Raw genomic sequence first — 22,939 nt, forward strand, 5'->3', positions numbered from 1 at the left:
ACGGATATGAAGCAGGTTGCGCAGAACTACAAGTCCGGTGAGCTGGCGGTTCTCGACGTACCGCCGCCGGCCTGTGCGCCGGGCGGCGTGCTGGTTCGTTCGCTCTATTCACTGATCTCCACCGGCACCGAGCTGATGAAGGTCGGCGAGGCCAAGCTGTCCCTCGTCGGCAAGGCGAAGGCCCGGCCGGACCAGGTGCGGAAGGTGCTGGACTCCGTTGCCCAGCAGGGCGCGCTCAACACCTACAAGAAGGTGATGAACAAGCTCGACTCGTACACGCCGCTCGGGTACTCGCTCTGCGGTGTGGTGGTCGAGGTGGGCGCCGGCGCGGAGGAGTTCAGTGTCGGGCAGCTGGTCGCCGCGGCGGGCAACGAGTTCGCGCTGCACGCGGAGTACAACTGGGTGCCGCTGAACCTGTGCGTGCCGGTGCCGGACGGCGTACCGGCCGAGCAGGCCGCGTTCTCCACGGTCGGTGCGATCGCGATGCAGGGGGTGCGGCAGGCCGAGGTCCAGCTCGGTGACACGGCTGTGGTGATCGGGCTCGGGCTCGTCGGGCAGCTGGTCGTGCGGTTGCTGGTTGCCGCCGGTGTCCGGGTGTTCGGGATCGACACGGTCGAGGACCGGTGCCGGATGGCAGAGAAGGCCGGAGCGTTGCACTGCTCGTCTCCTGATGAGGCAGGGGTCGCGACACTCGAGCGGGCGCTGCTGGACGCGTCGAACGGTCTGGGCGCCGACCACATCCTGCTGGCCGCCGGCGGTCACTCGAACGGACCGGTCGAAACGGCCGCCCGCCTGGCCCGCGACCGCGCCCGCGTCGTCGACATCGGCAAGACCAAGCTCGACCTGCCCTGGAACGCGTACTACGACAAGGAGCTGGACGTCCGGTTCTCGCGGTCCTACGGCCCCGGCCGGTACGACGACCGCTACGAGCTCCAGGGCATCGACTACCCGGCCGGTTACGTCCGCTGGACCGAACGCCGCAACCTGGAGTGCTTCGTCGACCTGATCGCCCGCGAGCAGATCGACGTCGGCTCCCTGATCGCCAGCACGTTCCCGATCGCGGACGCCACGGAGGTCTACCAGAAGCTCAGCAGCGGCACGTACCCAGGCGTCGGCTTCCTCTTCGAGTACCCCGACGTACCTCAGGCAGCCGCACCGCCGGCGACGGCGGCCGCGGCACGCCCTGCCGCACCCACGAGTGGTGGAGTCCGGCTGGGGTTCATCGGGGCCGGGAACTACGCGTCGAGCATGTTGCTGCCGCATCTGCAGAAGAACGAGCAGGCCGTATTGGGGCGGGTGGCGACCAACAAGTCGTTGTCGGCGGCCAACGCGCAGCGGCGGTTCGGGTTCGAGACGGTGTCCACCGACGCCGACGAGGTGCTGACCGACGCGAGTCTGGACGCCGTGTTCGTGGTAACCCGGCACAGCTCGCACGCGGAACTGGCCTGCCGGGCGCTGGAGAGTGGGAAGGCCGTCTTCGTCGAGAAGCCGCTGGCGCTGACCGACGAGGAGCTGGACCGGATCGTCGCCACGGTGGATGCCACCGGCAACGACCGGCTGATGGTCGGGTTCAACCGCCGGTTCGCGCCGTTGCTGACCGACCTGAAGAACCGCTTCGGCGACCCGGGCGGAAGCTTCTCGCTGCGGTACCTGGTGAACGCCGGCAAACTCGACTCCACCAGCTGGTACCTCGACGCCGGCAAGGAAGGTACCCGGTTCGCCGGCGAAGGCGGTCACTTCATCGACACGCTGACCTGGTGGCTGAACAGTCTCCCGACCGAGGTGTACGCCGTACCCGGGCCGGACACCGGCGACGTCGTCGTCACGCTCCGGTTCGGAGGAGGGTCGGTCGGCACGATCAGCTACGTCGGCGGCGGCAACTCGCGGTTCCCGAAGGAGACGATCGACATCACCGGGGCGGGCCGGAACGCCCGGTTCGACAACTTCCAGAGCGCCTCGCTGTGGACCGGACGCAAACCGTCCACCCGCAAGTCCCGCAGTACCGACAAGGGCCAGCGCACCGAACTCGAACGCTTCGTCGCCGCCGTCAAGTCCGGTGGCCCGATGCCGATCCCGTTCGAAGCGCTGGTCGCCACCACCCGCGCGACGATCGCCGTCGACCGCAGTCTCGCAAGTGGCAAGCCGGAGCAAGTGTGAGCCGCCAGCCCTTGGGCTGGTACGTCCGCCGCCTCCGCCGGATGTCCCCCACAGAACTCATCTGGCGAACCCGCGATGCCGGACGCCGTACTGCCTGGGCCTACCAGCACGTCAGGCCCGGGCAGAACGCGGCGATCCACCTCCCGCTCCGCAAGGACCTGACGTTCGGTACGACGCTGCCGCCCAGAACCGCCTGCGCCGTGGACGACCAAGCACGGAAGGCGGTGATCGAGACCGCCGACGCCATCCTGGCCGGGAACCTCGAGGTCCTCGGCGTCGAGCGCACCGACCTCCGCGCACCGGACTGGTTCCGCGACCCGGCCACGGGCCGCCGGTCCGACCCGGCGCAGTACGTCTTCAAACTGAACCACCGCAACGAAGAAGCGGTCGGGAACATCAAGCAGGTGTGGGAGCTGTCCCGCCATCACCACCTGACCCAGCTGGCCGCGGCGTGGTACCTGACCCACGACGACCGGTACGCCGAACGCGTCGCCGAGCACCTCAACGACTGGTGGCGTTCGAACCCGTTCCTGTCCGGCGTGCACTGGGCGAGCGGTATCGAGCTCGGCCTGCGCCTGATCAGCTGGACCTGGATCCGCCGGCTGCTCAACGACTGGCCCGAGATCACCGACCTGTTCGAGCACAACGAGCTGGCGCTCCAGCAGATCTACTGGCACCAGCGCTACCTGGCCGCGTTTCGCAGCCACGGCTCGTCGGCCAACAACCACGTGATCGCGGAAGCCGCCGGCCAGCTCGTCGGCGCCTGCGCGTTCCCCTGGTTCACCAAGAGCGCCCACTGGCGTGCCGACGCCGCAGCCCTGCTGGAGAAGGAACTCGACGCGAACACGTTCCCCTCCGGCGTCAACCGCGAGCTGGCCACCGACTACCACCGCTTCGTCTCCGAGCTCGGCCTGTACGCCGCTCTGGAGGCCGACCTCGCGGGGCATCCGCTCAGCCCGCAGACGTGGGCCCTGCTGACCCGCACCGTCGATGTGGCCGCAGCGATCGTCGACACGAGCCTGCGCCCGCCACGCCAAGGTGACGACGACGAAGGCATGGCGCTCGTCCTCGACCCACCGGACATCAGCAACTGGTCGGCGTACCTCTCTCTCGGCGCCGCCGTGGTCGGCGCAGCGCCGTGGTGGCCGAGCAGCCCACCGACAGCGACCTCGGTCATCGTCGGCTCCCTGGTCGACGCGCAGCAAGCAGACCGGCCGGCCAAACGACCGGACCACTTCCGGGACGCTGGTCTCACCATCCTGAGGAGCCGTGACTCAGGTCCGGAGATCTGGTGTCGTGCGGACGCCGGTCCGCACGGTTTCCTCTCTATCGCCGCTCACGCCCACTCGGACGCGCTCTCGCTCGAGGTGCGCGTCGACGGCGTCGACATCCTCGCCGACCCGGGGACGTACTGCTATCACGGCGAGGAGGAGTGGCGGGACTACTTCCGCTCCACCATCGCCCACAACACCGTCGAGGTGGCGCGCACCGAGCAGTCCACGTGGGGCGGCCCGTTCCTCTGGCTGCGCGGAGCAACAGGCACGGTACGTCGGCACGACGAGAGCAGCTGGGATGCCGAGCACGACGGCTACGCTCCCGTGACGCATCGACGTACCGCCGTACTGGACCACGGAGTGCTGCGCGTGGAGGACCACCTCGACGCCGCGGCCGACGTACGGATCGCCTGGCATCTGGGACCTGAGGTTTCCGTGGAGCTGGACGGCTCGACGGGACGGCTGGAGTGGCCCACCGGCTCAGCAATGGTCGAACTGCCGGCCGGACTCGCCTGGACAGCACACCGCGGTAGCGACAGTCCGTTGCTGGGCTGGTACTCACCGCGATTCGGCCACAAGGTCCCCAGCACCACACTGATCGGCGAAGGCGCCCTGGCCCCCGGCTCCCCCGCAACCAGTACTTTCCGCTTCCGCGCCTGAGGTGTATCAGCACCCTGTCCCGCCCCTCTATTACTCGGTACCAGAGACGTTCGCTTTGGAGGGGGCTCTGTGAGCGCACAGCAGTTGGACGTGAAGAAATCTTGGCGCGCCATCCGCAGACATCGGCTGATCGTGGCTTCCGTGGCAGCGCTCGGCCTGCTCGGCGGGATCGCGTACGGCCTCATCGTGCCGGCTATGCACACCGCCACTTCACTCGTCGTTCTGCCACCGCCGCCTGCGACCGATACCGAGAAATCCGCCGCGACCGGCACCCAGAGCATCGACACCCAGGTCTTCATCGCCGAAAGCGAGCCGGTGCTGAAGAGCGCCGGCCAGAACCTCGATCCGACGCTGACGACCGAACAGGTCCGCGGCCGGGTCAAGGTCACCGCTGTCACCCAGGACGTCATCAAGATCGACGCGAAAGGCCAGACGGCGCGGCAGTCGATGCAACTGGCCAACGCTGTCGCCGGGATCTATCTGGTCTACGTGACCAGCGATCAGAACCTGCCTGGTGATCTGGGCAAGAAGACAGGGGCCCGGGTTCTGGAGCAAGCGACCACCGCGCGCGGTGGCAATATCCTCGTCCATCTCGGGATCCTCGGCCTGCTCGGTGCGCTCATCGGCGCCGCAGTCGGCTCGGTCGGTGTCCTGGCCAAGGCCCGCGGTGACCGGCGGCTGCGGCTGCGGGACGAGATCGCGGACGCCGTCGGTCTCCCCGTGCTGGCCTCGGTCTCGTCGTACCAGGCCACGGACGTCTCCGACTGGGCCTACCTGCTCCAGCACTACTCGCCGACAGCAGTCGAGGCCTGGAGCCTGCGAAAGACCTTGCACCACCTCGGGCTCGACGTTCGCGGCGGCCCACCGGTCACGCTGACGGTGCTCTCCTTCGCCGGTGACGACAAGGCGCTTCCCCTCGGTCCGCAGTTGGCAGCGCTGGCTACTTCCATCGGGATTCCTGCCTCGATCGTGGTCGACAGCCATCAGGAGCCGGCCGGTTCCCCCGCACTGACCATCCATCTGGTCGTGGTGGACCGGGACGCACCGCATCTGGACGGCAGCGAGCGCACCACGAACACCGTCATCGCGCTCTCGTCCGGCGTCGTGACGGCCGAGGAGCTGGCCCGGCTGGCGGTCGCAGCAGCAGCGAGCGACCGCGAGATCGACGGCCTCGTCGTGACCGATCCGGACCCGACGGACCGCACGATCGGGCGGGTGTCGCAATCGACGCGCCGCTCGAACTCGCGGCTTCCCACGCTGCTCACCGGGACGGCGCGGAGGACCAAATGAGCAACCAGCCCTACACCGAACCGGATGTCCGCGAGCCTGTCTGGGCCGATGACGACGGCCTTTTCGACAACGAGAAGTCGGCGGCCTTCCCACCGGACACGCTGGTCACCTTCCGGTTCATCCGTGATGCGCTCCGCAGGCATCTGCGCATCTGGCTGGTCCTCGCCGTCGTCGGTCTGGCCGGCGGCCTGGCTTCTACTGTCGTGGTGCCCGCACCGAGCACGTCGCAGACCCGTCTGCTGCTGACCCATCGCGACGGGGAAGACCCCACGAAGGCGATGGCCACCGACGTCAGCCTCGCCACCACACACACCGTCGCACAGCGCGTGATCTCGCTGCTGAAGCTGCCGGTGACCCAGGACGATCTGCTCAAGCAGTACACCGCGGCCGCGTCGACCGACCGAGTACTCGAGATCACCGCCAAGGCGAAGACCGACGGCGAGTCGACGAGACTGGCAACGGTCATCGCCCAGGTGTTCCTGATCTACCGCAAGGAGCAGATCGCGCTGCAGGACGCGCCGTTGCAGCGAGACCTGATCTCCGCGCAGAACGATCTGTCCCTCGCCAAACAGGCGGTTCGTGCGGCCGGAGACGATCCGGACGACATGAAGCGCCCGAACACTGCGGAGGGCGCCCGGCTCAGCGCGGCCCGCGACCGGGACACCTATGTCCGGCAGCAGTTGCTCGACCAACAAGTCCAGGCGGCCCGGATGAACAGCAGCCGGGTGCTCGACGTGGCCGCCCCGGTGCCGGTCTCCGCGAAGCGGACGATCGTGATCAACGGGGGGACCGGACTGATCGCCGGGCTGTTCCTGGGCATCGGGTTCGTCATCGTCCGAGCGCTGATCTCGGACCGGCTGTGGAAGCGGCAGGACATCGCCCACGCCCTCGGTACGCGGGTCCGGCTGAGCGTGACCAGGCCGGCACGCTGGCGGCTGCCCTGGCCTGCTGCCCTCCGCAGGGCGCAGCTGCAGAGCCGGGAGAACCAGTTGATCGTCCAGCATCTCGACCACCGCATCTTCTGGGGCGAGCGCCCGGTCCCGTCCCTCGCGGTGGTCGGCATCGACGACGTCCACACCTGCGCGCTCGCAGTGGCCTCACTCGCGGTGTCGCTGGCAGAGGACGGCAAGAATGTCCTGGTCGCCGACCTGACCAGCTCCGGCCGGCTGGCCCGGATGCTCGGGGTCAAGACAGCCGGTACGCACGAGTCGCAGTTCACCGAGCCCGGCCGGCGGATCGACGTTCACTTGGCCGACCCGGCCGCCGGTCCTGCCGAAGGGGCCTACCTGCGGCTGGCAGACAACAGCCGGCCGTCCGGCTCCGGCAACGTCGCACTCGACGCGTCCTGGGAAGTCGCCGACGTGGTGCTCAGCATGGCCGATCTGAGCCCCGAGCTCGGCGCGGACCACCTTGCCACGTGGGCGTCGCACGCCGCCGTCCTGGTCACCGCTGGTCGTTCGACCACGACAGCGATCCAGGCCACGGGTGAGATGCTCCGGCTCGCCGGGCTGGAGGTCACCACCGCGATCGTGCTCCGTCCGGACCGCACGGACGAGAGTGTCGGCGTCGCCGAGGCAGAGTCCGGCCGGACCCGGGCCGTCGACGTCGAGATGTTCACCCGATGACGATGCTCGCCACGCGGCTCGGGAATCAGCTGACCACGCGCCTCGGGCTTCGCCCGACGCGGCGGGTCGTGGCCCCGGACGTCCGCCGTCGCCGGAGGGTGCAGCTGACCTGGGCTCTGCTGGTGCTGAACGTGATGACGTTCTTCCCGGGAGCACCGCACCTGCTGCCGATCCCGGGATCGGTCGGCAAGCTCATCGCCCAAGGAGCGCTGGTAGGCGCTCTGATGATGGTTCTGTCCGTGAACCGGCCGGTCCGTGTCCGCCCCAGCGTGTACATCGCACTGCTGATGACACTGGCAGTCGAGGCGTTGCTGGCCAGCATCCGGGCGGAGTTCCTGCTCGGCGCGCTGTTCCGCGCCGGCCGGCTCTGTGGGTTCGCGCTGGTGCTGTGGCTGCTGACGCCCTGGTGGACGCGTCGTGACCTGCTGCTGGTCCGTACACACCTGATGGTGCTGTGGGCCATCGTCGGATCGGTCGTCCTCGGTCTGATCGTCGCCCCCGGCCTCGCCATGACCGACGATCGGCTCGGCGGCGCCCTCTGGCCGATCCCGCCGACCCAGGTCGGCCACTACGCCGCCGTGGCGATCGGTCTCACCGTCGTGCTGTGGATGTCGGGCCTGCTCCGCCGCAGCGCGGCTCTCACCAGCGTGCTGGTCTGTCTTCCGGTCCTCCTGCTGACCCACACCAGGACCGCCCTGGTCGCGACGGTCGCCGGTGTGACGATCGCCGGACTCAGCCTGTTCACGGCCCGGACGCGGGTACGCCGAGCGTTCCTGATCGGCCTGGCCGTCTTCACGCTCGGCGCGCTCACACTCAGCTCAGTGGTGACAACCTGGCTGGCTCGCGGCCAGGACCCGGATGAGCTCGGCGCCCTGACCGGACGGAAGGCGGTCTGGGACGCGATCCTGGCCCAGCCGCGCTCCACCTTCGAAACCCTCTTCGGCTTCGGCCTGTCGAACAAGTCGTTCAACGGTCTGCCGATCGACAGCAACTGGCTCGGTACCTACTACGACGTCGGCCTGGTCGGCTGTGCGATCACAGTCCTGCTGGTGGTGTTCGTGCTGACCGCGGCATGGTTCCGGCCTCAGGGGCCGCATCGAGCTCTCGCCCTGTTCCTCGTTGCCTACTGCGTCGTCGCCTCGTTCACCGAGAGCGGACTCAGCGAGGCATCGCCGTACCTGCTGGAACTGACGCTGGCCGCCTCGCTGGTGTATTCCACATCAACACGTGAAGGACCGCGATGAAGATCCTGATGGTGCACAACAGATACCGGTCGACCGCACCCAGCGGCGAGAACCGGGTCGTGGATCAGGAGAGCGAAGCGCTCACCGCGGCGGGTCACTCAGTCCGGCACTTCGAGCGGCACAGCGACGACATCGAGGAGTGGCCGGCCCTGAAGAAGGCGGCGCTGCCTGCCCGGGTGGTCTGGAGCCGGGCCAGCCGGTACGACCTTGCCCGCGACCTGTTCCGGCACCGGCCGGACGTGGTCCACATCCACAACACCTTCCCGCTGCTCAGCCCTTCGGTGCTGTACGCGTGCCGGCGGGCCGAGGTGCCGGCCGTGATCACGCTGCACAACTACAAGCTGCTCTGTGCCAGCGGTGACTTCTTCCGCGACGGCAAGGTCTGTCACGACTGCGCCGACGGCAACCCCGTCAGCGGCGTGGTGCACCGCTGCTACCGCGGGTCAGCGCTCGCGACCGCGACCACCGTGCTGAACACCCGCGGTCATCGGCGCAGCTGGCGCGGCCTCGTGTCGGCGTACATCTTCATCTCCGAGTCTCAGCGCCGACTGATGGCGGGCATGGACTTCGACCCGGATCGGACGTTCGTCAAGCACAACCTCGTGCCGTACGACGGACCCTTCGACGGAGCCCGGCAGCGTCAGGTCGCGTACGTCGGCCGGCTCGACACGGCCAAAGGCGCTCCGCTGCTGATGAAGGGCTGGGACGCGTTCCGCGCGACCGCGGGGGACGGCGCGCTGCGGCTGGTGATCGCCGGTGGCGGACCGATGCTCGACGAGGTGACCTCCTGGGCCGCCGACCGGCCCTCGGTCGAACTTCGCGGGCTGATGAGCAAACCGGATGTCTTCAAGCTGATCAGCGAGTCCCGCGCGGTGGTGCTGCCATCGGAATGGGAGGAAACGTTCGGTCTCGTCGTGGTCGAGGCGATGGCTGCCGGCGTACCGCCGCTGGCTTCGGGTCACGGATCGTTCCCGAGCCTGATCACCGACGGCGCCGACGGCGCCCTGTTCGAGCCGGGCAACCCGGACGCGCTGGGCAGGCTGCTGCGCGACGTGGACGCGGACCCCGATCGGTACGCCCGGCTCGGCCGGCAGGCCCGCACGACGTACGAGACTCACCACCAGATCGACCGGAACGTCGAGCAACTGCTCGACATCTACCGCTTCGCGGTAGCCAATCCGGTCTCCGCCGACCGCTGAACCCGAGGATCCGATGCCCCCCGAAGGAAACGCCCTGGACCCAGGCGCTCCGCCGCCGCCCTCCGCCGGGACCGTGTGGTCCCGCCGGCGGCTGGTGCTCGGCGTCGTCGTGCTGGTCCTCGCCGCGTTGACGGCGGTCGGTGTCTTCGTCCTCGACGACGACCCGGCGGCGAAGAACGCTCCACCACCGGCGACCGGATCCCCGGCGATCACGAACGCCCCGGTGACCGCACCGACGGCACCGCCCGCGAGAATCTGCGGGAACTCCAAGGTCCTGTTCGGTCCGGCCACCGCGCCGGCCGGCGCGGTCGTGGTCAGGACCACCGACAACGTCAACCAGCTCACCGAGGCGAACCCGCCCGGCACCACCTTCTGGCTGTCTCCCGGCACGCACAGGCTCGGCAGCGGCCCGTTCGCCCAGGTGATCCCGAAGGACGGCAACACGTACGTCGGCGCGCCCGGCGCGATCCTGGACGGCGGCCGGCGGAACCGGTACGCGTTCACCGGATACGCCACGGCGGTGACGCTGAAGAACCTGACCATCCAGAACTTCGGTCCGGTCAGGACGAACAACGACGAGGGCGTGGTGAACCACGACGCCGCCGGCCGCTGGACCCTGACCGGGAACACCATCAAGGACAACGCCGGCGCCGGCGTCATGGTCGGCGACCACAACGTTGTCCGCGGCAACTGTCTGCAGAACAACGGCCAGTACGGCTTCAACGCCTACAACCCGGGCAAGGTGACCGGGATCACGATCGAGGGCAACGAGATCGCCGGGAACAACACCGACGACTGGGAGCGGCTCAAGGGCGGCTGCGGGTGCACCGGCGGCGGCAAGTTCTGGGAAGTCACCGGGGCGATCGTGCGGAACAACTGGGTCCACGACAACCACAGCGCCGGTCTGTGGGCCGACACCAACAACACCGGGTTCGTGATCGAGGGCAACTACATCTCCGGGAACCTGGCCGAGGGGCTGGTCTACGAGACCAGCTACAACGCCGGCATCCGGGGCAACGCGTTCGTCCGCAACGGGCTCGGCAAGGGTCCGGCCAACGACGGATTCCCGACCCCTGCGCTGTACATCTCCGAGTCGGGCAGCGACCCGCGGGCGCCGGGCGTCTTCAACCAGACCTTCGAGATCAGCAAGAACGTCTTCACCGACAACTGGGCCGGCGTGATCCTGTGGGAGAACGCCGACCGGTTCGCCGGATCGGCGGCCAACACCAGCACCGGCTCGGGCACCCTGGTCAACCCGTCGGTGGTGAACGCCAAGACCTGCAACGCGACCACCATCCGGGACCAGCCGTACCTGAGCGACTGCCGGTGGAAAACCCAGAACGTGCGGGTCCACGACAACGTGTTCAACCTCAATCCGGCCAAGGTGTCCGCGAGCTGCGGGTCCAGCTCCGGATGCGGCTACAACGGCCTGTTCTCCAATTGGGGCACGTTCCCGGCCTGGTCGCCGTACCAGAAGGCCACCGTGCAGGACGCGATCACGTTCCACCAGGGCAACCGGTTCTTCAACAACACCTACTCCGGGCCGTGGAACTTCATCGTGCACGAGCAGGGCAACCGGGTGAACTGGGCCTCCTGGCAAGGCGCGCCGTACGGTCAGGACCAAGACAGCGTCGTCAAGGTCCTCGGGGAGCGCTGAGGGCGATGATCGGGCCTCCGGAGCGGGTCGCGGGTGAGCAGATCGCGCTGCTCCGGTCGGTCGGGTACGCCGCGTTCGGGCGGCACGAGCGGGACCTCGACGTGCTCGACCTGGTCTTCGACAGCCTCGTCGACCAGCCCGGAGCCGACGACGTACGCCGGCTGCGGTTCGCCGGGCACGGGGTGACGCTGGACGTGGAACGCACCACGCTGACCGTGGAACTGCGGGTCTCCCCGGCCGGTCCGGTCGTGGTCGAGGCCCGCGGCGGCGAGGGACCTGGGGACGCGCAGCTGGTGAGCTTCCTGCTGCGGTGGCCCGGCAGCGAACAACGGCCGGTCCGGACCGCCTGGATCATGCTCTGACCAGAAGAGCACGATCGGTGCGCGGCCCGGACCGGGTCCTGCTGCCTCAGGAGGCAAGCAGCAGTCTGAGCTTCTCCAGGCAGCGGCCGCGGATCGGGCCGATGCTGCCGATCGGGATCCCGATCGTCGCGGAGATCTCGGCGTACGGCGCCGGCGGATCGGACATCAGCATGCCGAGCAGCTGCTGCCACCGGTCGGGCAGCTTCTCGAGCGCCCGCCGTACGTCGTCCGCGCGTTCACCGGCGATCAGGTCGGAGTCCAGCTCCGGCTGGTCACCGGCCACGTCCTCGAACGCCGTCGCTTCGTAGGTCAGCAGCACGCGCTTGCGGAACGCCAGGACCCGCAGGCATTCCCGGCGCGTGGTGACGACCAGCCAGGCGCCGACCCGTTCGGGATCGACGCGATTGATGTGCTCGAGCAACCGCAGCCAGACCATCTGGGAGACGTCAGCGGAGTCGCTGTCGCCCAGCCGGAAGCTGCGGGTGACGGCCCACACGAGCCGCGCATAATGGTCGACCAGCTGACTCCAGGCACCCTGGTCCCCCGCCGCGGCCCTGATTACCAGGGTCGCGGCCTCGGACCGGGCGACGGCCGACCTTTCCAGTACTACAGTCACGGATTCCCCCCTCGGGAACACAAACACCGCTCAGAACAACTCAGTACGCGCCGTCGCTCCCCAGCACGGCGCGTGCGGTCTTCCACAGAATCAAAAGGTCCAGCGCGATCGACCAGTTGTCGGCGTACCGCAGGTCGAGTCGCATGGACTCCTCCCAGGTCAGGTCGCTGCGGCCGCTGACCTGCCACAGGCCGGTCAGACCGGGCTTCACGAGCATCCGCCGCGCGTCGTCGATCGCGTACTGCGCGACCTCGGCGGGCAAGGGTGGACGCGGGCCGACCAGCGACATGTCCCCCCGGAGCACGTTCACCAGCTGCGGCAGCTCGTCGATCGAGAACCGTCGCAGGTACCGGCCGATCCTGGTCACCCGCGGGTCGTCGCGGAGCTTGAACAGGACCTCGTTGCCTTCGTTCAACGCGTGCAGCTCGGCCTTGCGGGCCTCGGCGTCGACGACCATCGTGCGGAACTTCAGCATCTGGAACTGCTCGCCGCCGCGACCCACCCGGGTCTGCCGGAACAGCACCGGACCGCGGCTGGTGAGCTTCACCAGAACCGCTGTGACCATCAGGAGCGGCGCGACCGCCAGCAACAGCAGGCAGCCGACCACCCGGTCGAAGATGCTCTTCAGCACGTGCGGTCCACCGCTCACCGACGGCCGCTCCAGGTGCAGCAGCGACAGCCCTGCGACCGGCCGGATCGAGATTCGCGGACCCGCCACCTCGACGATGCCCGGCGACACGATCAGGTCGACGCCGCGCTGCTCCAGCGCCCAGGAAAGCCGGCGCAGCGAGTGCCCGGCCAGCTCCGGGTCGGCCACGATCGCGACCACTTCCACGTCGTACTGGTCGACCCCGGCCAGGATGTCCATCTCGGTACGGCCCAGCCGCTCGAGCCCTTCCTCGTCGAAGCTGTCACCGCGCGGCAGGCAGCTGGCCACCACGACGTACCCGTCGGCCGGCCGCTCCTCCAGGTGCCGTCGAAGCGTCGTCACCTGGTCGTTGCGTCCGACAACGAGCACCCGGCGCATGCAGCGGCCGGCGACCCGCCGCCAGGAGATCTGCCGGTGCAGGATCCAGCGGCCGAACATCGCCGCCACACACGTCATCGGCACCGCCAGTACGACGAACCCTCGAGCGACCTCGCTCTTGGTCGCGTACGACGTGATCGCCACCACCGCGGTCAGCGCGACCGCGGCCCGGATGATGGAGCGGAACTCCTCCGGCCCGGTGCCGAAGTACCGCGTCTCGTAGCCGCGCTGCAAGGCCACACAGGCCACCCAGGCGATCGGCAGCAGCGCGCCCAGCACGAAGTACCCGAGGTTGATCTGGGCCCCGAAGCGGGCCACCAGCGCCAGCGAGGCGCCGATCACCCCGGCGCCGAGATCAGCGGCCAGCGAGGCCAGCCGGTATCTCGCCACCCAGCGCGCTTCGGTGTACCGGGCCGAGCGCGGCAGCACCGCGGGTACCTCGTCCGGAACCACCCAGACCGGCCGACGTCGTTCCCCCGACGGCGCCGGCCGGAGGTCAGCCGGTTCGGCGAACCCCTCGGACATGACAAAATCAGTCACGCACAGTCACCCCCCACAGGTGAAAACCGAAACCGTGACCAACCCACACCCCGTCACGGACCTCGTCCAAACACCGCCCCCACAACGGCGTGAACCAGAGAGTACTACGTGGACGCACCCGGCAACAGCACCGGACGAGAGTGTTTACCGCTGCGCAAACTCGACTCTCTGGTTCCGTAAATCGAAGACCCCCGGGAACCCGCCGAACGGGATCCCAGGGGTCTCAAATGATTACTTGAAGTGATCGGTCGCCGGGTCGGGGCACCGATCGGGGGTGCTGCTTCAGCCGGCGATCAGGCCGTCGCCGCTGATCAGCTCACGCATCTCGGCCAGCGAGCTGTCCGACGGGGGCAGGATGGCGTCGGAGTCGTGCAACTCGGTGTCCGGCACCTGCTCACCGGAGCGGACGAAGTCCAACAGCGCGGCGAACGCGCTCTGGTACGCCGTCTCGTCGCCGGACGACACCGCCTTCTCCAGGTCGCCGTCCACCGCGTTGAGGGCTTCGAGCTTGTCGTCGGCCAGTCGCCACTGGCCTTCACCCATGATGCGAACGATCACCGAACATCTCCGTCCTGAGGTCGCGCCGGCTCCGTGACAGGTTGCTGGGCCGGCTGCTGCACTGGCTGGGCGGCCTGCGGTTGGGCCTGCGCGGCCCCCTCACCGGAGAGCTCCTTCGGCGCACCGCCGCCGGCCAGCTGGGCCTTCATGGCGGCCAGCTCGTTCTCCACGTCGGAGCCGGACGACATCCGGTCCAGCTCCAGGGTGATGTTGTCCTTGACCGTGCCGCTCGCGTCGTCGAGCGCGCCGGAGGCGAGCAGCTCGTCGATCGCACCGGCCCGGGCCTGCATCTGCTGGGTCTTGTCCTCGGCCCGCTGGACCGCGAGACCGACGTCGCTCATCTCCTCGGAGATGCCGGAGAAGGCCTCGTTGATCCGGGTCTGCGCCTCGGCCGCGGTGTAGGTGGCCTTGATGGTCTCCTTGCGGGTCCGGAACGACTCGACCTTGGCCTGCAGCCGCTGGGAGGCGAGCGTCAGCTTCTCCTCCTCACCCTGCAGCTGGGCGTGCTGGGTGGTCAGATCGTCGATCTGGCCCTGCAGCCCGGACTTGCGGGTCAGTGCCTCGCGGGCCAGGTCCTCGCGGCCCATCGAGAGCGCCTTCTGCGCCTGCTCCTGCAGCTTGGCCGACTGGGACTGCAGCTGTGACGCCTGCAGCTCCACCCGCTTCCGGCTGGTGGCCACGTCGGCCACACCCCGCCGTACCTTCTGCAGCAGCTCGAGCTGCTTCTGATACGAGTAGTCAAGGGTTTCGCGAGGATCCTCGGCCTTGTCCAGGGCGGAGTTCGCCTTGGCCTTGAAGATCGTCGACATCCGCTTGAAGATGCTCATCGATATCCGTACCCCTTCTGTGCCGGAGTGACGACCCGGCGTGCGTGCCTTCCACCCTATGTCCCACCGGGTCACCACACCATCAGGACTGGCCCCGATAAAGTAGTAGAAGGTCCGGGGACCACCCCGAGTCGCGACCTGCCCTGCGAATGAGGTTCTGACCCCGTGTTCCGTCGTACCAAGTCTGAGACAGATACCACCGTACCCGCCGAGCCCCAGGGCAAGGTGGGCGGCAAGGGCCGGCCGACCCCGAGCCGCAAGGAAGCCGAGGCGGCCCGCAAGGCCGCGTTCAAGAAGCCGCGCAACCGCAAGGAGGCCTCGGCGATCCGGCGGGACAAGGTCCGGACCGAGCGCGCCAAGATGCAGGCGGCGATGCAGACCGGCGACGACCGCTACCTGCCGGCCGCCGACAAGGGCCCGGTACGGCGGTTCGCCCGGGACTACGTCGACGCGCGCTACTCGGTGATGGAGTTCGCGCTGCCGGTGCTCCTGGTGGTGTCGCTGATCGGGGTGGTGTTCTCACCGCAGTTCCCGTGGCTGGCCGGGATGGTGAACCTGCTGTTCCTGTTCATGATCCTGCTGATCGCGGCGGACTGGTTCCTGCTCACCTCCGGGCTGAAGAAGCAGGTCGCGATCAAGTTCCCGAACGAGTCCGCCAAGGGGCTCGGGTTCTACGCGGTCCGGCGGACCATGCAGATGCGCCGCTGGCGGCTGCCCAAGCCGATGGTCAAGCGCGGCGAGAAGCCATCCTGAGCAAGTAGGGTCGGATCATGGACTTCCGCTATCTGGGCAACAGTGGTCTCAAGGTCAGCGAGATCTCGTACGGCAACTGGCTGACGCACGGCTCCCAGGTGGAGAACGAGCAGGCCAGGGCCTGTGTGCGGGCGGCCCTGGAGGCCGGCATCACGACGTTCGACACCGCCGACACCTACGCCAACACCAAGGCCGAGTCGGTGCTCGGCGAGGCGCTGGCCGGCGAGCGCCGCGAGTCGCTGGAGATCTTCACCAAGGTGTACTGGCCTACCGGTCCCGGCGGACCGAACGACACCGGCCTGTCCCGCAAGCACATCCACGAGTCGATCAACGCCTCGCTGCAGCGGCTGCAGACCGACTACGTCGACCTGTACCAGGCGCACCGGTTCGACACCGAGACGCCGCTCGAGGAGACGATGGAGGCCTTCGCCGACGTCGTCCGGCAGGGCAAGGCGCTCTACATCGGCGTGTCGGAGTGGACCGCGGAGCAGTTGCAGGAAGGTCACCGGCTGGCCCGTGAGCTGCGCATCCCGTTCGTCTCGAACCAGCCGCAGTACAGCATGCTGTGGCGGGTGATCGAGGCCGAGGTGGTGCCGGCCTCGGAGGAGCTCGGCATCGGCCAGGTGGTGTTCTCGCCGATCGCGCAGGGCGTGCTCACCGGTAAGTACCTGCCTGGTCAGCAGCCGCCGGAGGGTTCCCGGGCGACCGACGCCAACGGGTCGAACTTCATCAAGCGGTTCCTCACCGACGACGTCCTCACCCGGGTCCAGGAGCTGAAGCCGCTGGCCGACGAGGCAGGCCTTTCACTGTCCCAGCTCGCGATCGCGTGGGTGCTGCAGAACAGCAACGTCTCCTCGGCCATCATCGGCGCCTCCCGGCCCGAGCAGGTCACCGAGAACGTGAAGGCGGCCGGCGTGACCCTGGACGAGGGTCTGCTGAAGGGGATCGACGAGGTGCTCGGCCACATCGTCGAGAACGACCCGGCGAAGACCGCGCAGAACGCCCCGCAGAAGCGGCCGAACTCGTGAGCTGGAGCTGGCGGTTCGAGACCGCGAGCGGTGCCGTCGTCGACCCCGGTGAGGTCGGCGGGGCGGAGTTCTCGGCGCAGGGGGACGCGGAGAGCTGGCTGGGTGAGGTCTGGCGGGACCTGGCCGACCGCGGCGTCGGCCAGGTGTACCTGCTGGAAGACAGCCGTGAGGTGTACGGGCCGATGAGTCTGTCGAGCGCAGAGTAGAGTTCGGTCGAACCACACGCCTGCGTCACAGGGAAGCCGGTCCAAGTCCGGCGCTGACCCGCAACCGTAGGCCACCCCCTTGACAGGGTGGCGAGCCGGAACACTGTGACGCAGGCGGTCAGGCTCGACTACCCGCCGTGGTCCGCGGGTGGAGCCCCTACCCTGCCGGTGCAGGCGGGACCTCCTCCACCGGGCTGCGGCCCGACCGAGGACACGACATGACTGCACACCGGACTGTACGACTGGTCCTCAGCCTGCTGGCGGGTCTCCTGCTCGCGGGGACCGTCGCCACCGTCACAGCAAGCACCGCACAGGCGGAAGACGGCTACCGCTTCTGGGGCTACTACCAGTGGAGCAACGGCCAGTGGGCCTTCTCCCAGAAGGGCGCGGACGCCTTCGTCCCGGCCGACGGAGCCGTGGAAGGCTGGCGGTTCGCCGTGGGCGGCGCCAAGCCCCGGGTCCCGCGGGCCGCGGGCGACTTCGAGGCGATCTGCGGCAAGACCCCGGCCGAGACGGGTAAGAAGCGGGTCGCGCTGGTCGTCGACCCTGGGACGCCGGAGGACGCGATCGCCGGCGATACGCCGGGCGAGGCCAAAGGCACCTGCGTCGTGACCGACCCGAAGTCGACCGGCGCGCAGGTCCTCGCCGCGGCCGGACCGGTCCGGATCGAGAAGGGCCTGACCTGCGGCATCGCGGGCTACCCGTCCAAGAGCTGCGGCGATCAGCTGAAGAACATCAAGGTTCCGGCCACCGAGGCCCCGGTCACGCTGCAGATCGGCGCGGCGGTGGGCTCCACCGCGACACCCGCCGCTTCCACACCCGCATCGGACAGCAGTGGTACGCCGTGGACGGGCATCATCATCGCCGTCGTCGTGGTCGTGCTCCTGGCCGGCGGCGGTTTCGTGCTGAACCGCCGGCGTACCGCAGCCCAGTAGACAGCTCAGTAGGACAGCTCAGTAGATGCGCGCCGTCAACCACCTGACACTCCCCCGGGCACTCCACCCGGGGGCCTGGTGGTTGTGGGCGCTCTGTATGGCAGTCGCGGCCAGCAGGACACGCAACCCGGTCCTGCTGGTCCTGATTCTCGCCGTGACCGGGTTCGTCGTTTCGGCCCGCCGGAGCGACGCACCGTGGGCACACAGCTTCACTGCGTTCCTCAAACTCGGTCTGCTGGTCATCGCTGTCCGCGTGGTCCTGCAGGCGCTGCTGTCCACCCGCTCGCAGGGCAACACGCTGCTGTTCACGCTGCCTCAGATCCCCTTGCCTGACTGGGCTGCGGGCGTCAAGCTCGGCGGCGATGTCACAGCGGAGGCTCTGGTGACGGCCCTGTACGACGGTGGTCAGCTGGCCGTCATGCTCTGCTGCGTGGGCGCCGCCAACGCACTGGCCAGTCCGCGGCGGCTGCTGAAGTCGTTGCCGGGAGCCCTCTACGAGATGGGCGTCGCCTGCGTGGTCGCACTGACCTTCGCGCCGCAGCTGGTGACGGACGGCCGCCGTGTGCGCGCAGCACGCCGGTTGCGCGGCCGTACTCGCGCCTCCTTCCGTACGACGGCCATGCCGGTCCTGGAGGGCGCGTTGGACCGGTCGGTGGAACTGGCGGCCGCCATGGACTCCCGTGGCTACGGCCGTACCGCGCAGGCTCCTCGTGCTCAGCGTCGCCTCACGGCGCTCTGCGTGCTGCTGGGACTGCTCGGGATCCTGCTGGGTGTCTACGCGTTGCTGACCGACGCCATGGCGTTCCCGTTCGCTGCCGGTGCGCTGGCGGCCGGTGTGCTCCTGGCCGTCGCAGCCATGGCAGTAGGACGGCAGCGGGTCAGCAGGACGCGCTACCGGCCCGATCCGTGGGCGCTGCCCGAGTGGCTCGTTGTAGCGGCCGGTGCGGTGGCCGCGGGTGCCATGGTGATCGCAGCGGTCCGCGGCGTGAACGGTCTGCTGCTGGCCGGCCCGTTGGTCGTCCCACCAGTACCGGTGCTGCCGGTGGTCGGCGTACTGGTCGGACTGGTGCCCGCACTCGCCGCACCACCCCTGAAATCGTCACTGAAGAAGGCGGTCCCATGATCGAGTTCGACCAGGTGACGGTGACGTACGACGGGGCGCGTGAGCCGGCCCTGCAGGACGTGAGCTTCACGGTGCCGGAGGGCGAGCTGGCGCTGGTGATCGGGCGGACCGGGTCCGGCAAGTCCACCTTGCTGCGGGCCATCAACGGTCTGGTGCCGCACTTCACCGGCGGCAGGCTCGCCGGGCGCGTGCTGGTCGACGGGCGGGACACCCGCGAGTACCGGCCGCGGGATCTCGCCGACGTGGTCGGGATGGTCGGACAGGACCCGATGTCTGGGTTCGTCACCGACACGGTCGAGGACGAGCTGGCGTACAGCATGGAGTCTCTCGGTGTGGCGCCGGACGTGATGCGGCGGCGCGTCGAGGAGACCCTGGACCTGCTCGGGCTGGCCGACGTACGGGATCGTGCTCTGACTTCGCTGTCTGGCGGACAGCGACAGCGGACCGCGATCGGTGCGGCCCTCACGTCACATCCCGCCGTACTGGTGCTGGACGAGCCCACGTCGGCGCTGGACCCGCAGGCGGCCGAGGAGGTGCTGGCCGCGCTGCAGCGGCTCGTGCACGACCTGGGTGTCACTGTGGTAATGGCTGAGCACCGGCTGGAGCGTGTGATCCAGTACGCCGACCGCGTGATCGAAGTACCCGGTGGCGCCGCCGCTGTGTCCACGGGCCTGCCTGCCGAGCGCATGGTGACCGCACCGGTCGCACCGCCGGTGGTGGAGCTGGGACGGCTGGCTGGATGGTCACCGCTCCCCCTGTCAGTACGCGACGCCCGACGCGCAGCGGCAGGTCTCCGCTCCCAGCTCAACGCTCCCAAGCCTGCACGCACCGGAGCACCGCTGGGTGCGGAGCTTGCCCACTGCAAGGACCTCGTCGTGAGCTACGGCACCGTCACTGCGCTCCGGGGCGTGTCGCTGAGTATCCAGGCCGGTGAGATCGTCGCGCTGATGGGCCGCAACGGCGCGGGCAAGTCGACCTTGCTGAACTCGCTCGTCGGCATCATCGCTCCTCGTTCCGGTACCGCGAGCGCTGCAGGAGTCGACCCCCGCCGTACCAAGCCGAAGCGACTGGTCAAGGCCGTCGGACTGGTCCCGCAAGAGCCCGCAGACCTGCTGTACGCCGCTACGGTCGCGGACGAGTGCGCCAGCGCAGACTCCGACTTCAAGGTGCCCGCAGGTAGTTGCCGGGCGCTCCTGGAACGGCTGGCACCAGACGTGGCTCTGGACATGCATCCGCGCGACCTGTCCGAGGGACAACGGCTATGTCTGGCGTTGGCCGTCGTACTGTGTGGCGCGCCGCCGTTGCTGTTGCTGGACGAGCCGACGCGCGGGCTCGACTACGGCGCCAAGCGGCGGCTGGTCGCGATCCTGCGCGAGCTGGCGGCTGCTGGGCACGCAGTGGTGCTGTCGACGCATGACGTGGAGATGGTCGCCGAAGTCGCCACCCGGGTGATGGTGCTTGCCGACGGCGAGCTGGTGAGTGACGGCGAGACGGCTGAGGTGATCGCCGGGTCGCCGGCGTTCGCGCCGCAGGTGGCGAAGATCCTGGCACCGCTCCCGTTCCTGACCGTCGGCGAGGTGGCCGAGGCATTGGACCGGGCCTCGTGAACCTCGTCCGGCTCAAGCCCCGCAGCGCGGCGTCGGCTCCCACCCCTCCCCTCCGCCTGGTTCGGCTCAAGCCGCGAAGCACGGCGGCGTTGGTGGTTGCGTCATTGGTCGGCGTACTCGCCTTCGCCTGGCCGTTGTTCTTCCAGACCTCGCAAGCAGGTGAGTCGGCGATCGGTCACACCACGGACGCTCCCTGGCTGTTCGTACTGCTGCTGCCGTTGCTCGTGGCCGTCGTCCTCGCGGAGCTGTCCGAGGCCGGCATCGACGCGAAGGTGATCTCGCTGGTCGGCATGCTCGCCGCGGTCGGCGCGGCGCTGCGCGCGTTGGGCCCGGGGACCGCAGGACTCGAGCCGGGGTTCTTCCTGCTGGTGCTCGCGGGACGGGCGTTCGGGGCCGGGTTCGGCTTCGTGCTCGGGGCGGTGTCGTTGCTCGGCGGGGCGCTGATCAGCGGTGGGGTCGGGCCGTGGATGCCGTTCCAGATGTTCGCGTGCGCGTGGGTCGGGTGCCTGGCCGGGCTGCTGCCGCGGGTCGGCGGGCGGTTGGAGTTGCTGCTGCTGGCGGCGTACTCGCTGGTGTCGGGCGTCCTGTACGGCGTGATCATGAACCTCTGGTTCTGGCCGTACGCGACCTTCGGCAGCGACTTCTCGTTCATCCCGGGCGACTCGCTGGCCGCCAACCTGCACAGGTACTTCCTGTTCGTGGTGGCGACGTCGCTGGGGTGGGACATTCCGCGCGGGATCCTCAGCGCGGTGCTGGTGCTGGTGCTCGGGCGGCCGATCCTGAACGCGTTCCGGCGTACGGCGCGCAAGGCGGCGTTCGAGGCGCCGGTGGTCTTCGAGCCCGGGAGGACGAATGCCTGACCGAACCCTCATCCTCGGCGGAGCCCGCTCCGGGAAGTCCGTCGCCGCCGAACGCCTGCTGTCCGCGGAGCCCGACGTCCTGTACGTCGCGACCGGCGGAGAGGACTTCGGTGACGCCGAGTGGGCCGACCGGGTCGCGAAGCACCAGGCCCGTCGGCCGGCCTCCTGGGGTCTGGCGGAGACGATCGACCTGGTACCGCTGCTCGCGTCGTCCGGTTCGCCGCTCCTGATCGACTGCCTCACGCTGTGGTTGTCACGCACGATGGACAGCGTCGACGTCTGGTCCGATCTGAGCCGTGCGGGGCTCGTCGAGCAGCGGATCACGGAGCTCGCAGACGCGTGGGCGACGACCGCTCGCCGCGTGGTTGCCGTCAGCAACGACGTCGGCTCCGGCATCGTCCCCGCCGACCCCGGCACCCGCCTCTTCCGGGACCTGATGGGCCGCCTCAACACCACCATCTCCCTGACCTCCGACCAGGTCCTCTGGACCGTAGCCGGCCGAACCCTGCCGCTCACATGACGGGCGGGTGGCGTGATGGGCTCCGGCTGTCGTTCGGCACCCTCACCGTGCTGCCTGCAGGCATGCCGTCCCGAGTGGACCGAAAAGTCGGCGGGCGGGCGATGGTCCTCGCCCCGGTGGCCGGGGCGGTCGTGGGCGGTATCGCAGCAGGTGTGATCGCGCTTGCTCAACTGGTCAAGCCGGAGGCCGACCTGTTGGCAGCGGTGCTGGGTGTGCTGGTGGTGGCGGGCCTTTCGGGTGCGCTGCATCTCGACGGGCTCGCCGACTTCGCTGACGCGCTGGGCAGCCGGCGGGATCGCGAGACCATGCTGCGGATCATGAAGCAGAGCGACATCGGACCGTTCGGTGTCGTCGCGATCATCGGCGTACTGCTCCTGGACGTCGCCGCCCTCACCGCCTGCCTGCAAGCGGACTTCGGCTGGCAGGCGCTCCTGATCGCCACCACCGCGAGCCGCCTCACCCTCCCCTGGTCCTGCCGTACGTCGATCCCCGCCGCCCGCCCCGACGGCCTGGGCACGATCGTCGCCGCCACCGTCCGCCCACTCACGGCCACCATCACCACAACCGCCGTACTCGCCGCCGCCCTCGCCCTGACCTGGCTCTCGCCGGCAGCATCGCCGATCCGGTACGCCGGATCCGCCGCCGCCGTCCTGCTGACCGTAGCGACGAGCCTGGCCACCACCCGCCGCGCCCGCACCGCTCTGGGCGGCACCACCGGCGACGTACTCGGCGCAACGGTCGAACTGGCTCTCCCGGTCGCCCTCCTGCCCCTCGCCCTCACCACCTGACCCGTCACACCACCCAGCCACCCTCCCTGCGCCTCCTGCCCCTCCCCCATTTGCCTGGCTGACCCGGCATTTTGCCTGGCTGA

The 22,939-nt window shown here is 69.1% G+C and carries 21 protein-coding genes; 17 read left to right on the forward strand and 4 right to left on the reverse strand.

All coding sequences use genetic code 11. The features are described from left to right. Nucleotides 1-6: 6 nt before the first annotated feature. The 8 genes from E0H50_RS16370 to E0H50_RS16405 all read left to right on the forward strand — a co-directional run bounded on the left by E0H50_RS16370 (nt 7) and on the right by E0H50_RS16405 (nt 11,468). Nucleotides 7-2,157, forward strand: coding sequence for a bi-domain-containing oxidoreductase (locus E0H50_RS16370; RefSeq protein WP_131289080.1), 2,151 nt, complete (start codon nt 7-9; stop codon nt 2,155-2,157). Continuing rightward, complete coding sequence (locus tag E0H50_RS16375; RefSeq protein WP_202868175.1) at nt 2,154-4,091, forward strand: heparinase II/III family protein; 1,938 nt, start codon at nt 2,154-2,156, stop codon at nt 4,089-4,091. Before E0H50_RS16370 ends, E0H50_RS16375 begins: the two co-directional genes overlap by 4 nt. Nucleotides 4,092-4,181: 90 nt before the next feature. Next, nucleotides 4,182-5,381, forward strand: coding sequence for a YveK family protein (locus E0H50_RS16380; RefSeq protein ID WP_165547160.1), 1,200 nt, complete (start codon nt 4,182-4,184; stop codon nt 5,379-5,381). Then, entirely contained in the window at nt 5,378-7,006 is a 1,629-nt protein-coding gene (locus E0H50_RS16385; RefSeq protein ID WP_131289084.1) for a YveK family protein, read from the forward strand. Before E0H50_RS16380 ends, E0H50_RS16385 begins: the two co-directional genes overlap by 4 nt. After that, entirely contained in the window at nt 7,003-8,250 is a 1,248-nt protein-coding gene (locus E0H50_RS16390; protein ID WP_131289086.1) for an O-antigen ligase domain-containing protein, read from the forward strand. Before E0H50_RS16385 ends, E0H50_RS16390 begins: the two co-directional genes overlap by 4 nt. Beyond that, on the forward strand, nt 8,247-9,449 hold the full coding sequence (locus E0H50_RS16395) for a glycosyltransferase (RefSeq protein ID WP_131289088.1): 1,203 nt from the start codon (nt 8,247-8,249) through the stop codon (nt 9,447-9,449). Before E0H50_RS16390 ends, E0H50_RS16395 begins: the two co-directional genes overlap by 4 nt. Nucleotides 9,450-9,462: 13 nt before the next feature. Further along, nucleotides 9,463-11,106, forward strand: a complete 1,644-nt coding sequence (locus tag E0H50_RS16400; protein ID WP_131289090.1) for a right-handed parallel beta-helix repeat-containing protein — start codon at nt 9,463-9,465, stop codon at nt 11,104-11,106. 5 nt (nt 11,107-11,111) lie between these two features. After that, complete coding sequence (locus tag E0H50_RS16405) at nt 11,112-11,468, forward strand: hypothetical protein (protein WP_131289092.1); 357 nt, start codon at nt 11,112-11,114, stop codon at nt 11,466-11,468. A gap of 46 nt (nt 11,469-11,514) precedes the next feature. Here E0H50_RS16405 and E0H50_RS16410 read toward each other — a convergent pair whose 3' ends face one another. The 4 genes from E0H50_RS16410 to E0H50_RS16425 all read right to left on the reverse strand — a co-directional run bounded on the left by E0H50_RS16410 (nt 11,515) and on the right by E0H50_RS16425 (nt 15,036). Beyond that, nucleotides 11,515-12,084: an RNA polymerase sigma factor gene (locus E0H50_RS16410; protein WP_165547161.1), complete on the reverse strand. Its 570-nt coding sequence runs from the start codon at nt 12,082-12,084 to the stop codon at nt 11,515-11,517. Between the two features lie 40 nt (nt 12,085-12,124). After that, a complete protein-coding gene (locus E0H50_RS16415) occupies nt 12,125-13,651 on the reverse strand; it encodes a sugar transferase (RefSeq protein WP_238151007.1) in 1,527 nt (508 codons plus the stop codon). 282 nt (nt 13,652-13,933) lie between these two features. Beyond that, nucleotides 13,934-14,209 (reverse strand): PspA-associated protein PspAA, encoded by a 276-nt coding sequence (gene pspAA / locus E0H50_RS16420; protein WP_131289096.1) that lies wholly within the window; start codon nt 14,207-14,209, stop codon nt 13,934-13,936. Then, complete coding sequence (locus tag E0H50_RS16425) at nt 14,206-15,036, reverse strand: PspA/IM30 family protein (protein ID WP_131289098.1); 831 nt, start codon at nt 15,034-15,036, stop codon at nt 14,206-14,208. The genes pspAA and E0H50_RS16425 overlap by 4 nt, the downstream gene beginning before the upstream one ends. A gap of 165 nt (nt 15,037-15,201) precedes the next feature. Here E0H50_RS16425 and E0H50_RS16430 point away from each other — a divergent pair, with 165 nt between their 5' ends. From E0H50_RS16430 to cobS, 9 genes are all read left to right on the forward strand, one after another. Continuing rightward, on the forward strand, nt 15,202-15,789 hold the full coding sequence (locus tag E0H50_RS16430; RefSeq protein ID WP_131289100.1) for a DUF3043 domain-containing protein: 588 nt from the start codon (nt 15,202-15,204) through the stop codon (nt 15,787-15,789). A gap of 17 nt (nt 15,790-15,806) precedes the next feature. After that, a complete protein-coding gene (locus tag E0H50_RS16435; protein ID WP_131289101.1) occupies nt 15,807-16,817 on the forward strand; it encodes an aldo/keto reductase family protein in 1,011 nt (336 codons plus the stop codon). Continuing rightward, entirely contained in the window at nt 16,814-17,023 is a 210-nt protein-coding gene (locus tag E0H50_RS16440) for a hypothetical protein (RefSeq protein ID WP_131289103.1), read from the forward strand. Before E0H50_RS16435 ends, E0H50_RS16440 begins: the two co-directional genes overlap by 4 nt. A gap of 218 nt (nt 17,024-17,241) precedes the next feature. Then, nucleotides 17,242-17,958, forward strand: coding sequence for an SCO2322 family protein (locus E0H50_RS16445; protein ID WP_131289105.1), 717 nt, complete (start codon nt 17,242-17,244; stop codon nt 17,956-17,958). Between the two features lie 25 nt (nt 17,959-17,983). Continuing rightward, a complete protein-coding gene (locus E0H50_RS16450; RefSeq protein WP_131289107.1) occupies nt 17,984-19,081 on the forward strand; it encodes an energy-coupling factor transporter transmembrane component T in 1,098 nt (365 codons plus the stop codon). Beyond that, nucleotides 19,078-20,688 carry an ABC transporter ATP-binding protein gene (locus E0H50_RS16455; protein WP_131289109.1) on the forward strand — a complete coding sequence of 537 codons (1,611 nt, stop codon included), beginning with the start codon at nt 19,078-19,080 and terminating at the stop codon, nt 20,686-20,688. The genes E0H50_RS16450 and E0H50_RS16455 overlap by 4 nt, the downstream gene beginning before the upstream one ends. Next, nucleotides 20,685-21,548, forward strand: coding sequence for an ECF transporter S component family protein (locus E0H50_RS16460; RefSeq protein ID WP_131289111.1), 864 nt, complete (start codon nt 20,685-20,687; stop codon nt 21,546-21,548). The genes E0H50_RS16455 and E0H50_RS16460 overlap by 4 nt, the downstream gene beginning before the upstream one ends. Further along, nucleotides 21,541-22,068: a bifunctional adenosylcobinamide kinase/adenosylcobinamide-phosphate guanylyltransferase gene (locus tag E0H50_RS16465; protein WP_131289113.1), complete on the forward strand. Its 528-nt coding sequence runs from the start codon at nt 21,541-21,543 to the stop codon at nt 22,066-22,068. Before E0H50_RS16460 ends, E0H50_RS16465 begins: the two co-directional genes overlap by 8 nt. Beyond that, complete coding sequence (gene cobS / locus E0H50_RS16470; RefSeq protein ID WP_131289115.1) at nt 22,065-22,856, forward strand: adenosylcobinamide-GDP ribazoletransferase; 792 nt, start codon at nt 22,065-22,067, stop codon at nt 22,854-22,856. The genes E0H50_RS16465 and cobS overlap by 4 nt, the downstream gene beginning before the upstream one ends. Nucleotides 22,857-22,939: the final 83 nt, after the last annotated feature.

It is taken from the genome of Kribbella sindirgiensis, from assembly GCF_004331435.1.
Taxonomy (GTDB): Bacteria; Actinomycetota; Actinomycetes; order Propionibacteriales; family Kribbellaceae; genus Kribbella; species Kribbella sindirgiensis.

Coding starts and splice junctions, on each gene's coding strand:
- E0H50_RS16395 (WP_131289088.1), top strand. CDS start 8,247: ATGAAGATCCTGATGGTGCACAACAGATACCGGTCGACCGCACCCAGC.
- E0H50_RS16370 (WP_131289080.1), top strand. CDS start 7: ATGAAGCAGGTTGCGCAGAACTACAAGTCCGGTGAGCTGGCGGTTCTC.
- cobS (WP_131289115.1), top strand. CDS start 22,065: ATGACGGGCGGGTGGCGTGATGGGCTCCGGCTGTCGTTCGGCACCCTC.
- E0H50_RS16450 (WP_131289107.1), top strand. CDS start 17,984: ATGCGCGCCGTCAACCACCTGACACTCCCCCGGGCACTCCACCCGGGG.
- E0H50_RS16425 (WP_131289098.1), bottom strand. CDS start 15,036: ATGAGCATCTTCAAGCGGATGTCGACGATCTTCAAGGCCAAGGCGAAC.
- E0H50_RS16390 (WP_131289086.1), top strand. CDS start 7,003: ATGACGATGCTCGCCACGCGGCTCGGGAATCAGCTGACCACGCGCCTC.
- E0H50_RS16465 (WP_131289113.1), top strand. CDS start 21,541: ATGCCTGACCGAACCCTCATCCTCGGCGGAGCCCGCTCCGGGAAGTCC.
- E0H50_RS16445 (WP_131289105.1), top strand. CDS start 17,242: ATGACTGCACACCGGACTGTACGACTGGTCCTCAGCCTGCTGGCGGGT.
- E0H50_RS16455 (WP_131289109.1), top strand. CDS start 19,078: ATGATCGAGTTCGACCAGGTGACGGTGACGTACGACGGGGCGCGTGAG.
- E0H50_RS16400 (WP_131289090.1), top strand. CDS start 9,463: ATGCCCCCCGAAGGAAACGCCCTGGACCCAGGCGCTCCGCCGCCGCCC.
- E0H50_RS16435 (WP_131289101.1), top strand. CDS start 15,807: ATGGACTTCCGCTATCTGGGCAACAGTGGTCTCAAGGTCAGCGAGATC.
- E0H50_RS16385 (WP_131289084.1), top strand. CDS start 5,378: ATGAGCAACCAGCCCTACACCGAACCGGATGTCCGCGAGCCTGTCTGG.
- E0H50_RS16405 (WP_131289092.1), top strand. CDS start 11,112: ATGATCGGGCCTCCGGAGCGGGTCGCGGGTGAGCAGATCGCGCTGCTC.